The organism is Bacillus sp. CH_70 (assembly GCF_038007045.1).
Taxonomy (GTDB): domain Bacteria; phylum Bacillota; class Bacilli; order Bacillales; family Bacillaceae_G; genus Bacillus_A; species Bacillus_A cereus.
Genome location: NZ_JBBOWL010000001.1, coordinates 4623555 through 4635019, shown reverse-complemented (window position 1 = coordinate 4635019; position 11465 = coordinate 4623555). Strand labels below are relative to the sequence as shown.

The window sequence follows — 11465 nt, the reverse complement described above, 5'->3', positions numbered from 1 at the left end:
TCTCATACATTTTGCTTGCATATGTTACGATCATACTTCGGTCACCTTCTCCGTATGTTCTGCTTGATTATTTGCAGCATTGTGGAAGATGATTTTAATGGTCGTTCCTTTACCAACTTCAGAATCTAGTTTGACAGAGTGACCTAAATAATCACAAATTTTACTTACAATATAAAGTCCCATACCAGTAGATTCTCCGAAGGCGCGACCGTTTTTCCCAGTGTAAAACGGTTCAAATACTCTTCGAATATCTTCTTGTGGAATACCAACACCTTCATCACGAACTTCTAAAATAATATCTTTTCCGTTTCGGTAAGCAGATAAGAAAACTTTCTTTCCGCGCTCACCGGAGTAACGAACAGCGTTTGTCATTAATTGATAGATGATAAATTTTAGCCATTTCGCATCAGAAGCAACTTTTAAATCAGAATGGACTTCTAAAACAGGGAAGACACCATTACGAATGAATAGTTCTTTTAATCCATTAATATTTTTTGTTACCGTATCTTTTAATGAAATCGTCTCGACATGGAAATCTTCATGGAAGTTATTTAACCTAGCCATGTATAAAGCCATATCAAGCCCTTGGTTTAGACGCTCTAATTCTTTTTTAAACTTTGGAATTAAATGCTCGTCTTCCATTTCTAGCACCATAAGCTGCATAACAGAAACAGGTGTCTTCATTTGATGTACCCAATGGTTAATGAATAGTTGATGTTCTTGTTGTTTTACTTCATACGATTGTAGTTCTTTTTGGAAGAGGCGGTACTGCGTACGCACGAGTTCATTGACACCGTGAGGCATCGGAGCAGTCGCTCTTTCAATAAACGCATCTTCCATTTTTTCTGGTTGCTCACTTAATCTATGGTACATTCTACGATTGCGAACGTAACGATAAGCGAGGAAACAAATGAATAAATATAAACTTAAAACGACGAAGTAAAATTTATTGTTTTGAAATCCATCTACTGCATCATAAAGAACGAAAATGATACCGAAGTTTAATACGTACAGTAGGAAAAATGCAAAATGATCACGTAAAAATAGCTTCATGCTTATTCACTCCAAGTTGCGTTAAAGCGATATCCAAGTCCACGTACTGTTTCAATAGAGTTCTCAATGCCAAGCTCATTAAACTTTTTACGAAGACGCGTAATGTTTACGTTTAATGTATTTTCTTCAACGAAGCTCTCGTCATCCCAAAGCGCAGCTAATAAATCTTCACGGCTCGCTGTACGAGGGAATTTAGATAATAACATTTCAGCTAAAATAGCTTCTTTCTTCGTTAAAAGAACTTGTTCAGATCCGAAGTGAATTTCAGGACGTTCTGGGAATAGTTTTAAACCTTCTACTTCAACGATACGTTCAGAAATATTCGGTGCATAATCACCGTAAATACGACGTAATTGTCCTTTGATTTTCGCCATTACAACATCGTAGTGGAACGGTTTTGTAATGTAATCATCCGCACCGCTTTCAATTGCCATAATTTGTTCCATCTCACCAGCACGAGCTGAAATGAAAATAATTGGACAAGTAGATTCATGACGAATTTGACGGCACCAGTAGAAACCATCGAATTTCGGTAAGTTTACATCAAGTAAAACAAGATGTGGTTTCACAGCGTTAAACGATTCCATAATATCATCGAAATTCTCCGCTACCACAGCCTCATAACCGTACTTCTGAATGTGAGATTGCAGTAATGATGAAATATTTGGATCGTCTTCAACGATTAAAATTTTATACATATGTATATTCCTCCTCAAAAAAACAATTGTAGCTATAGTGTATCATGTGTTTCAAGTCTTTTCATTATGTTGAAAGATAAGCTAGTAAACAGTATAGGTTAAAAGTGAGAAAAGTAAAAAGGGCGTTGGATGGAATTGACAAATAACGGTAATCGGTTTAACATTTAGATAAATATCTAAATGTCTAATTATCGAAAGGAAGAAAGACATTGAATCAAGCATTCAAAGCATTAGCAGATCCAACAAGGCGAAAAATTTTAGACTTATTAAAAGAAGGTGATCTAACCGCTGGTGAGATTGCTGAACATTTCAATATGACAAAACCAAGTATTTCACACCACTTAAGCGCACTTAAAAATGCTGAACTTATTCAAGATGAAAAGAAAGGGCAATTCGTTGTGTACTCTTTAAACACAACGGTCTTTCAAGATTTGTTGACTTGGGTGTTTACATTTACGAATAAGGGGGAAGAGGGGAAATGAGGAAGCATCTTTTTGCAATCTTATTAATTGTTATAACTTGTTTAGCTTGGGCGTTTGCTTGGCCACATTTACCGGATACAATTGCAACGCATTGGAGCGGCGGTAAAGTAGATGGATATTCTTCTAAATTGTATGGAATGCTTTCTATGGTTGGAATTATGATTGTTTTATATATTTTTCTAAACGTGTTACCAAAGATTGATCCAAAGAAAGCGAACTACGAGAAGTTTTCTAAAGCTTTTATGATGATGAATAACGGGATATTACTGCTACTATTTGTAGGGAATATAGATATTATTACAAGTGGATTAGGATACAATTTATTCATTAATCGCGTGCCGGAATTATTAGTGGGTATTTTATTTATAGTCATCGGAAACTATTTACCACAATGTAAACCAAATTATTTTGTAGGTATAAAAACGCCGTGGACGTTAAGTAGCGAAGAAGTATGGAGAAAGACACACCGTTTTAGCGGAAAGGTGTTTGTTGCATTGGGGATCATTATGATTTTAAGTGTTTTTGCACCAGTAACGTGGAAATCTTTCGTAATGGTTGGAATTATTATTGGTGCAGTAGGATTAACGATGGGATATTCATATATTGCTTATAAAAAAGAAATAGGGGCCTAATAAAAAATTATGGGGGAGAGAGGATGAAAAGACACGTATTACCATGGAGTTTAATTATTGGCATTGCAATTGGATGGTATATTGTATGGCCATATTTACCAGAACAAATTCCACGCCATTATAATGCAGCAGGAGTAGTAGATGGATATTTTTCTAAAATAGAAGCAAGTTCATTCTCGATAGGTAGTATGGTAGTGCTCTATATGATATGGCTAGTTTTTGGATTCATAAAAGATAAGTCTACACAGCAATCCAAAGTTCTTTCAGCGATTAATTATGCCATTCTCTTTATCGGATTTGGATGTAACATATTTGCACTATTAGCAGCGTCTAATTATATTGCATCGGGCTCAATTGCATTTAATTTTGGACTTGGAACATTGTTTCTTGTACTAGGTAATTACATGCAACAAACGAAGCCGAACGGGTTAGTAGGCATTCGAATGGACTGGACATTAGAAAATCCTGTAGTTTGGAGAAAAACACATAGATTTGCTTCGAGGGTATTTGTAATAGGTTCACTTTGTATATATGCCGGGGCTTTGCTTCCAGATCCATTTAATATTTTTATGGGGATTGGAATCATATTAATATGTATTATCGTATCAACAATAAAGTCATATAGTATTTATAAAGAAGAGTTGAAAATGTAAATAAAGCTGCTTTTCCTTTTAGGGAAGAGCAGCTTTGTTTTTTTATCACTTCTTCAAAACCGGTATCCAAATTTCACTTTTAAAGTTTGGAGAAGATATGTCTTTCTGTTCATTCCACAATACTTCCGGTCCTTCCGCTAGTTCATAGTTCGAAGAAGGGAACCATTCAGAATAAATACGCCCCCATACATTTTGTAGTGCATCAGGAAATGGACCGACAGCTTCAAATATAGCCCATGTTGAAGCTGCGACTTCGAGTTGTTTAAACTGCTCTGGACAATCCTTTGTTGTGGCTACTCCAATATAGTGATCAAGTTCTCCTTTTTCCGCCATTCTTCCTTCAGAAAAATTAGTAGAAGCACTAATAATTCCAGTAGGTGCAATGTTTGAAAGGGATTTTAATGTTTGAATAGACTCTGGGTTTAAACTTTTCCACATAGAAGCAATTTCTTCATTTACACCGTTAAAAACGATTGGTACTCGTTTTGTAATACCTATAATTCGAAAGGGCTCTTTTTCTTCAATTCGATAGTTCATTTCATTTCCTCCTTGAATGGATAATTGGAAGGTCATTGGTGAATAAGCCTTCAAAGAATGGCTACTATTTCGGGCCTCTGAAGGTGTTATACCGTGCAAGTTTTGAAATGCACGAGCGAATGAATCTGGTGAGTTGTATCCATATTTTATAGCGATATCAATGACTTTTACATTGTTGTTTTTTAGTTCAAAGGCAGCGAGAGTAAGACGTCTACAGCGAATATATTCTGATAGTGATATGCCAGCTAAAAAAGAAAACATTCTCTTGAAATGATATTCGGAGCAGTAAGCTATTTTTGCGACTTCTTTAAAATCAATTTCATGTGTAAGGTTGTTTTCGATATACTGCATTGCAGCATTCATATTTTTAAGTGAATCCATATTATTACCTCCTCTGTACATAGAATAGCAGGAACGAAATAGCTCCATCCGACATTTCGTGCACAACTTTGTAGGTGCATTTTTTACCTTACAAAATTGTAATGTTCCTGTAAGGAGAATGAATGGATGGTATGATATCCCAATGTTATAGTAACAAAGTACTTTAATTCATTACGTTAACTTTTTGATTTCTTTACTTATGTGCCTTACATAACTGTCATGTTTGTGTAAGAAACATCGATAGTGGCAAGAGTAGAGAGTGTATATAGTTGAAAATAGAGAATAGAAGAAATGAGGGATGTCGAGATGAAAACAGTATTAGAAGCAAAAAATATTGAAAAAGTATATGACACGGGTGGTAATAAATTTGCAGCGTTAAAAGGTATTAACTTACAAGTAAAAGAAGGTGAGTTCGTTGGAATTATGGGACCTTCTGGTTCTGGTAAGACGACTTTACTAAATGTTCTTTCTACAATTGATAATGCGACGAACGGTGAAATTTTAATTGATGGAAAAGATATTGTGAAAATGAATGATGATAAGTTAGCGTTATTCCGCCGCGATCATTTAGGTTTCATTTTCCAAGATTATAACTTATTAGATACGTTAACAGTGAAAGAGAATATCGCTTTACCACTTGCGTTATCAAAGGTGAAAGCGAGTGAGATTGATCGCCGCGTTCTTGAAATCTCAAAGAAATTTGGTATTGATCATATTTTAAGTCAGTTCCCATATCAAGTATCTGGTGGACAGAAGCAGCGCTGCGCAGCATCACGTGCAATCGTTACGAATCCAAGTATGATTTTCGGGGACGAGCCAACTGGAGCGCTTGATTCTAAATCTGCAACAGATTTACTTGAAAGTATGAAGTCATTAAATGAATATGATAACTCAACAATTTTAATGGTAACGCATGATGCATTTGCAGCAAGTTATTGTAAACGAGTTATTTTCATTAAAGATGGTGAACTATATAAAGAATTGCACCGTGGTGAATCAACGCGTAAACAGTTCTTCCAAAAAGTCGTTGACGTAATGTCTTCTATTTCTGGAGGTATGGCTGATGACCTTATCTAGCATTGCCCTCCGCAACATACAGCGGAACTTTAAAGACTACTTTGTATATTTCGCATCTATGATTTTTAGTATTGTTATTTATTTTACATTTAAAGCACTGCAATATAATTCACAAATGGAAAAAGCAGCAGAAGCTTCAAAAAAAATTAGCGGAGCGTTCCAAGTTTCCAGTGTGATGCTTATCATTTTCGTAGCAGTGTTCATTATATATTCGAACGGATTCTTTACACGTAAACGTAAAAAAGAAGTTGGCTTATATTCGTTATTAGGTATTCGTAAAAGACAAATTGGTAAAATGCTCTTTTATGAAAATATGTTAATGGGATTAATGTCATTAGTAATCGGGATTGCGATCGGTAGTGTCCTTTCGAAATTATTCCTTGAGTTATTAGTAAATATGATGGGATTAAATTTAAACGTTCATTTTGAAGTACCGATGGCTGCCATTATTGATACAGCAATTATTTTCTTTGTGATTATTTTATATACATCACTTCAAGGATATCGTTTAATTTATCGCTTTAAGTTAATTGAACTTTTCCGTGCAGAACGTGAAGGAGAAGCAATGCCAAAAGGATCTGTCATCATGGCATTAATTTCAGTTTTCTTAATCGGTTCAGGTTATTTTTTAGCGCTAATGTACATGAAAGCAGTTATGTATGCAGACTTTATGGTCGTTGCATTATATATTTTATTAGCGACAGTAGCAGGGACTTATTTACTGTTCATGTTCTTCACAGTATTTGTATTGAAACGTGCAAGAAATAATAAGTCAGCATTTTATAATGGTATGAATATGGTAACGACATCGCAGTTACTATATCGTATTAAAGGAAATGCGAAATCATTGGCGACAATCGCTATTTTAAGTGCAGTTACATTAACAGCGGTTGGTACGTCAGTTACGATGTATTACAACACATTTACGCAATCAAAAGTTGCTGCGCCGTATAGTTATTCCTATGAGAAAAAAGATGCAGCATTAGATAAAAAAGTAAATGAAATACTTGCTGGAGAGAAGAATAATCACCCAGTCACATATGAATCAGAAGTTGAAATGATTCCTGTGAAAGGAACATTTAAAGGTGAAAGAGCTGATCAAGTTCTGAACACACACTATAATGTTACGAATCAGTACCAGCTTATTTCTCAATCAAGCTTTAATAAACATGTGAAACATTTAGGTGTAGAACCTGTAAATTTGAGTGCGAATGAAGCTTTCGTATATGATAGCTTATATATTGAGAAACTTGATTTTGGTCCTCTTTATACAGGAAATACAGCTGTATTCCCTGTTGGAAATGAGTCAAAAGAATTAAAAATTAAAGGTGTAAATAATAGAAGCCTTACAAATTTAAATGAACTATTTGTAATAGTTCCTGATAAAACATATGAGCAAGTGAAACAAGTAAACGAAACGCGTACTGTAAAAAATATTGATGTAAAAGGTGAGCGAAATAGTAAAGAGTTAACAGCAAAATTAGCAAGCATTATGCCAGCTGGAGAATCAGAAGTTTTAAAACCATTTAACGATTTCTATACAGGATTCCAAATGGGGCTTGAAACGACAGGCTTAATGATGTTTATTGGGTTATTCTTAGGATTAGTATTCCTATTAGCAACAGGCTCAATTATTTACTTTAAACAATTAACAGAAGCAAGTGCTGACCGTGATCGTTACATTGTCCTTCATAAAGTTGGTGTAACGAAGCAAGAAATGAAGAAAGCTATCGCAAAACAAGTAAGCTTTATCTTCGCTATTCCGTTAGTAATCGGTATTTTACACAGCTTATTTGCACTAAAAGGTTTATCAAATATATTACCATTTGAAATTATGATTCCGCTTCTCATTAGTATTGGAGTATACGGTGTCATCTATATTGGATATTACTTCTTAACGGTTCGTTCTTATTATAAGATCGTGAGTGCGAAGTAATAAGGGGCAGCTATCGCTACACGCGATAGCTGTTTTTTTATTCTTCATAAAATCTTAAGAAACTTCCTCAATTTTTATTAAGAAACGATAGTTATACTTAGACACAAGTTAAAAACTATCGAACGAATGAGGAGAGGTTTACATGCAGCTCATTACATTTTTACATGAATTTATAAAGCATCCAAAACATACTGGTGCAATTGCGCCAAGTTCAAAAATATTAGCAAAGAAAATGGTCGATGTAATTGATTTTAATAAAGCGAAATGTATTGTAGAGTTAGGGCCTGGCACAGGGGTTTTTACGAAAGAGATTATGAAGAGAAAAAAGAAGGAAACAATATTTCTTCTTATTGAAATTAATGAAGTATTTTTTAAAGAATTAAAAAGAAAGTTTAAAGATGAGCAGAATGTCATTGTTGTACACGGTTCAGCTGAAAATATAAAGAAGTATATGGAGGAGCTCAATATAGAATGCATTGATTACGTTTTATCAGGGTTGCCTTTCACTTCTTTACCAGAAGAAGTTTCAAAGCGCATTTTAAATAATGCGATGGAAGCGATACATGAGAATGGTGAATTCATTACATTTCAATATTCACTTGTGAAAAAAGGGTTTATACAGCATTTCTTCCCTGAAATTACACTAGAAAAAGTATGGCTCAATTTCCCGCCAGCCTACGTCTTTAGTTGCAAAAAAGAACTAAGGAGAGCGTATGCATAATGGAATTACATGAATTATTATCCTATATCGAGCAATACGGTTATTGGGCATTATTTTTCTGTTTATGGTTAGGTATTATCGGTATGCCAATTCCAGATGAAATGATTGTTATGAGTGGTGGTTTCGTATCTTCAGTAGGTATATTAAGTGTTGTTCCTTCATTTGTATTAACATATTTAGGTGTTGTATCAGGGCTTTCTTTAGGATATATATTAGGGAAGGTATTTGGCACGAAGGTACTCCATAAATTGATGAAAAAGAAAAAAGCGAAGTATTTAATAAAATCACAAGAAATGGTTGATAAATACGGACAGTACGCGTTAGTTACAAGCTATTTCATACCAGTTGTAAGACATATCGTGCCGTATTTAGTTGGAATGAATAATATGTCATTTAAGACGTATGCTTTGTATTCTTATACGACAGGATTTGTTTGGACACTCGTTTATTTCGTACTAGGTTCTTTATTTGGACAACATATTGAAAGAATTGTAGCAGTTGCGATAGAGTATGGTATGTATTTTGGCGGAAGTATTGCATTGATTGTGAGTGTGTTTTATTTATACAGACAAAAAAGAAATACAGTGATGAGTAAATAAAGGAGGCGGCAGCCTCCTTTTATTATTAATATGGCTTTATTTATCGAAGTGCTGATGCAAAGCCCTGTTACATTAAGAAAAAGTTAAGAAACCGCACGAGTTTTTATTAAGAAATGCTCTCTATACTTAGAAAGGTCTTATAGAAAAACATAATGAAAGGCGGAATATAGATGAAAAGATTTATTTTAGGATCATTACTTGTCATCATAGCAGGAGCGGCATATTTGTTAAATGGGAGTGCTACAGTAGATTCCATGAATCCGTTTCTTAAATTAGAATATCGTTATGCGGTAATTGATAACGATGGAAAAGATTTAGGTGGAAATAAAGGCCGTGCATACACAGTGAACACATATGATAAGGATGGAAACGAAAAAGAGATAACAATTGATGGAGTGGATACATTGCAAAAAGGTTCCTACTGGCATGTAATTACGAGAGGAAAGTCTGTGCACGATAAAGTGCAAATAGAAGAAGAAATAATTCCTGATGGCGCGAAGGTGAAGTTAGGATTATAAGTATAGAACCGATTCTCAATAGGGGAATCGGTTTTGTTATTTTATGGTAACATGTAGAAGGGGGAGTGAGAGTTATGCTACTCATTGTTAGTCTTATATTGATTGGGATTATGTGTAGTATGAGAATAGTATCCTTACATATGATAGAACGAGAAAAGATAGAAGAGAGATATGTATATTGCCCAAAATGTGATGCGAGAATTAGAAAAGGGAATGCTGCGCCTTTTTGTTCAAAATGTAATTTAATATTTTAGAGAAGGTAAAAAGGCAACAACGAACATATTTCATTTCGTTGTTGCCTTTTTTTATGAAGAATAATAACAACTTTCTATGTTCCACTGATAATTTCTATAGTTACCTCCGCAAGAATAGTGGTTTTTTTTAATAAAATCATTTTTAATAATTTTATTTTGGAGCTACAGACGTTGAAACATAAAATTGTTACTTATTAGTATCTATAACACTTTAAAGTGCGTACTTTTTATTGTGTTGTAGATAAGACATAATTACATACGTGAGAGGGAAATGAGTAGTGTAGAACTAAAAAGCATATACGTTATTTTTCATAACTATCGTGTTTTGATCGGTCATCCCTTTTCACATTATTTACATCCATTAATCATTTTTATATAAATTTTAGGAGGAGATTTTAAATGAAAGATTTATTAAAAGGTACACTTGGTTTTGGTACGGCACCACTAGGTAATATGTACCGTAATATTCCGGAAGAAGAAGCAATCGCAACAGTGGATGCCGCTTGGGATAATGGTGTTCGTTACTTTGATACAGCTCCACTTTATGGATCTGGTTTAGCAGAGATTCGTCTTGGTGAAGCACTATCGAAAAGAAATCGTGATGAGTACTTCTTAAGTACAAAAGTAGGTCGAATTATTTCAGATGAATTGGAAGATCCATCTACACGTGATTTAGGTGAAAAAGGCGGACTGTTCGAATTTGGTCGTAAAAATAAAATTATCAATGACTACAGTGCGGACGCAACTCTTCGTTCTATTGAAGACAGTTTAAAACGTTTAAAAACAGATCGTCTAGATTTTGTTTATATTCATGACGTAGCACAAGATTTTTATGGAGATGAGTGGATTTCACAATTTGAAATTGCTCGAACAGGAGCATTCCATGCACTTACGCAATTACGTGATGAAGGTGTAATTAAAGGCTGGGGCCTTGGAGTGAACAAAGTAGAATCAATTGAACTTATGCTGGACTTAGAAGAAGCAAAACCAAATGTATCTTTACTAGCTGGTCGCTATTCATTATTAGACCATGAGCGTGCATTAGAACGTGTAATGCCTGCAGCTGTAAAAAATAATATGGACATTGTTGTTGGTGGACCATATAGCTCAGGTGTTCTTGCTGGAGGAGCTCACTTCGAATACCAAAAAGCGTCACCAGAAATCATTGCAAAAGTTAATAAAATGAAAAACCTTGCAGATCGTCATGGAATCAGTATTAAAGCTGCTGCTTTACAATTTGCATTGGCTAATCCAGCAGTTGCTGCTGTTATTCCTGGTGCAAGTAAACCGGAACGAATTGCAGAAGACCAAGCTGCATTGAAAACAGTGATTCCGGCAGCGTTCTGGGAAGAAATGCGCGAACAAAAATTGGTTGCAGCTAATGCACCACTACCAATCAACGTTAAATAAAAAGGAGAGTAATTAACATGGCAAACACTATTACATCTATTGAAATTCCAGCTTCACCTGAACAAGTATGGAAATTAATTGGAGGTTTTGATGCACTTCCAGATTGGTTACCGTATATTCCTAGCAGTAAAGTAACTGAAGGCGGACGTGTACGTCATTTAGCTAATCCTGATGGCGATGCGATTGTAGAACGTTTAGAAGCATTTAATGAGAAAGAGCGCTACTACACATATTCAATTATGCAAGCACCATTCCCTGTAACTAATTATTTATCTACAATCCGTGTTAAAGAAGGTAAAGATGCTAACACATCATTAGTTGAATGGTCTGGTAGCTTCACTCCTGTAGAGGTTACTGATGAAGAGGCAATTAATCTATTCCATGGAATTTATAAAGATGGTTTAGAGGCATTACAACAAGCATATTTAGCTTAACCAATTTATTAAACATTTGAAAGTCTGCAGTGTAACAACTGCAGGCTTTTTTATGATTAGTGCATTTCTTTTTAAGAAAA

14 protein-coding genes are annotated in these 11465 nt (G+C 34.7%); 11 read left to right on the top strand and 3 right to left on the bottom strand.

Annotated elements, in window-relative coordinates; all coding sequences use genetic code 11:
* Positions 1-30 precede the first annotated feature (30 nt).
* Together N2V79_RS23765 and N2V79_RS23760 are read right to left on the bottom strand one after the other, a co-directional pair.
* Positions 31-1053: a sensor histidine kinase gene (locus N2V79_RS23765; RefSeq protein ID WP_000765342.1), complete on the bottom strand. Its 1023-nt coding sequence runs from the start codon at positions 1051-1053 to the stop codon at positions 31-33.
* Between the two features lie 2 nt (positions 1054-1055).
* On the bottom strand, positions 1056-1751 hold the full coding sequence (locus N2V79_RS23760) for a response regulator transcription factor (protein WP_000276738.1): 696 nt from the start codon (positions 1749-1751) through the stop codon (positions 1056-1058).
* A gap of 209 nt (positions 1752-1960) precedes the next feature.
* Between N2V79_RS23760 and N2V79_RS23755 the strand changes: the two genes are divergently transcribed.
* The 3 genes from N2V79_RS23755 to N2V79_RS23745 are packed head-to-tail and all read left to right on the top strand — an operon-like array spanning position 1961 to position 3518.
* The gene (locus tag N2V79_RS23755; RefSeq protein WP_001070531.1) at positions 1961-2233 is read left to right on the top strand and encodes an autorepressor SdpR family transcription factor; all 273 of its coding nucleotides are present in this window, start codon (positions 1961-1963) and stop codon (positions 2231-2233) included.
* A complete protein-coding gene (locus N2V79_RS23750) occupies positions 2230-2865 on the top strand; it encodes an SdpI family protein (protein ID WP_098125840.1) in 636 nt (211 codons plus the stop codon). The genes N2V79_RS23755 and N2V79_RS23750 overlap by 4 nt, the downstream gene beginning before the upstream one ends.
* 23 nt (positions 2866-2888) lie before the next feature.
* Positions 2889-3518, top strand: a complete 630-nt coding sequence (locus N2V79_RS23745; protein WP_000820672.1) for an SdpI family protein — start codon at positions 2889-2891, stop codon at positions 3516-3518.
* A gap of 45 nt (positions 3519-3563) precedes the next feature.
* Here N2V79_RS23745 and N2V79_RS23740 read toward each other — a convergent pair whose 3' ends face one another.
* Complete coding sequence (locus N2V79_RS23740; RefSeq protein ID WP_069356368.1) at positions 3564-4436, bottom strand: AraC family transcriptional regulator; 873 nt, start codon at positions 4434-4436, stop codon at positions 3564-3566.
* Between the two features lie 306 nt (positions 4437-4742).
* Here N2V79_RS23740 and N2V79_RS23735 point away from each other — a divergent pair, with 306 nt between their 5' ends.
* The 8 genes from N2V79_RS23735 to N2V79_RS23700 all read left to right on the top strand — a co-directional run bounded on the left by N2V79_RS23735 (position 4743) and on the right by N2V79_RS23700 (position 11385).
* Positions 4743-5513 carry an ABC transporter ATP-binding protein gene (locus tag N2V79_RS23735; protein WP_000859656.1) on the top strand — a complete coding sequence of 257 codons (771 nt, stop codon included), beginning with the start codon at positions 4743-4745 and terminating at the stop codon, positions 5511-5513.
* Positions 5500-7449, top strand: coding sequence for an ABC transporter permease (locus tag N2V79_RS23730; RefSeq protein ID WP_340720261.1), 1950 nt, complete (start codon positions 5500-5502; stop codon positions 7447-7449). Before N2V79_RS23735 ends, N2V79_RS23730 begins: the two co-directional genes overlap by 14 nt.
* Positions 7450-7591: 142 nt before the next feature.
* Positions 7592-8170 carry a class I SAM-dependent methyltransferase gene (locus tag N2V79_RS23725; RefSeq protein ID WP_001176064.1) on the top strand — a complete coding sequence of 193 codons (579 nt, stop codon included), beginning with the start codon at positions 7592-7594 and terminating at the stop codon, positions 8168-8170.
* The gene (locus N2V79_RS23720; protein ID WP_016079930.1) at positions 8170-8769 is read left to right on the top strand and encodes a DedA family protein; all 600 of its coding nucleotides are present in this window, start codon (positions 8170-8172) and stop codon (positions 8767-8769) included. Before N2V79_RS23725 ends, N2V79_RS23720 begins: the two co-directional genes overlap by 1 nt.
* 170 nt (positions 8770-8939) lie before the next feature.
* The gene (locus N2V79_RS23715) at positions 8940-9287 is read left to right on the top strand and encodes a YxeA family protein (RefSeq protein ID WP_000819387.1); all 348 of its coding nucleotides are present in this window, start codon (positions 8940-8942) and stop codon (positions 9285-9287) included.
* 74 nt (positions 9288-9361) lie between these two features.
* Positions 9362-9541 carry a hypothetical protein gene (locus N2V79_RS23710; protein ID WP_043935205.1) on the top strand — a complete coding sequence of 60 codons (180 nt, stop codon included), beginning with the start codon at positions 9362-9364 and terminating at the stop codon, positions 9539-9541.
* Positions 9542-9940: 399 nt separating this feature from the next.
* Positions 9941-10951, top strand: coding sequence for an aldo/keto reductase (locus N2V79_RS23705; RefSeq protein ID WP_088024178.1), 1011 nt, complete (start codon positions 9941-9943; stop codon positions 10949-10951).
* 17 nt (positions 10952-10968) lie between these two features.
* Entirely contained in the window at positions 10969-11385 is a 417-nt protein-coding gene (locus tag N2V79_RS23700) for an SRPBCC family protein (protein ID WP_016079934.1), read from the top strand.
* Positions 11386-11465: the final 80 nt, after the last annotated feature.

Excerpts from the sequence above, each read along its gene's own strand:
- N2V79_RS23765 (WP_000765342.1), bottom strand. The coding sequence starts at position 1,053 with ATGAAGCTATTTTTACGTGATCATTTTGCATTTTTCCTACTGTACGTA.
- N2V79_RS23760 (WP_000276738.1), bottom strand. The coding sequence starts at position 1,751 with ATGTATAAAATTTTAATCGTTGAAGACGATCCAAATATTTCATCATTA.
- N2V79_RS23750 (WP_098125840.1), top strand. The coding sequence starts at position 2,230 with ATGAGGAAGCATCTTTTTGCAATCTTATTAATTGTTATAACTTGTTTA.
- N2V79_RS23745 (WP_000820672.1), top strand. The coding sequence starts at position 2,889 with ATGAAAAGACACGTATTACCATGGAGTTTAATTATTGGCATTGCAATT.
- N2V79_RS23740 (WP_069356368.1), bottom strand. The coding sequence starts at position 4,436 with ATGGATTCACTTAAAAATATGAATGCTGCAATGCAGTATATCGAAAAC.
- N2V79_RS23735 (WP_000859656.1), top strand. The coding sequence starts at position 4,743 with ATGAAAACAGTATTAGAAGCAAAAAATATTGAAAAAGTATATGACACG.
- N2V79_RS23730 (WP_340720261.1), top strand. The coding sequence starts at position 5,500 with ATGACCTTATCTAGCATTGCCCTCCGCAACATACAGCGGAACTTTAAA.
- N2V79_RS23725 (WP_001176064.1), top strand. The coding sequence starts at position 7,592 with ATGCAGCTCATTACATTTTTACATGAATTTATAAAGCATCCAAAACAT.
- N2V79_RS23720 (WP_016079930.1), top strand. The coding sequence starts at position 8,170 with ATGGAATTACATGAATTATTATCCTATATCGAGCAATACGGTTATTGG.
- N2V79_RS23715 (WP_000819387.1), top strand. The coding sequence starts at position 8,940 with ATGAAAAGATTTATTTTAGGATCATTACTTGTCATCATAGCAGGAGCG.
- N2V79_RS23710 (WP_043935205.1), top strand. The coding sequence starts at position 9,362 with ATGCTACTCATTGTTAGTCTTATATTGATTGGGATTATGTGTAGTATG.
- N2V79_RS23705 (WP_088024178.1), top strand. The coding sequence starts at position 9,941 with ATGAAAGATTTATTAAAAGGTACACTTGGTTTTGGTACGGCACCACTA.
- N2V79_RS23700 (WP_016079934.1), top strand. The coding sequence starts at position 10,969 with ATGGCAAACACTATTACATCTATTGAAATTCCAGCTTCACCTGAACAA.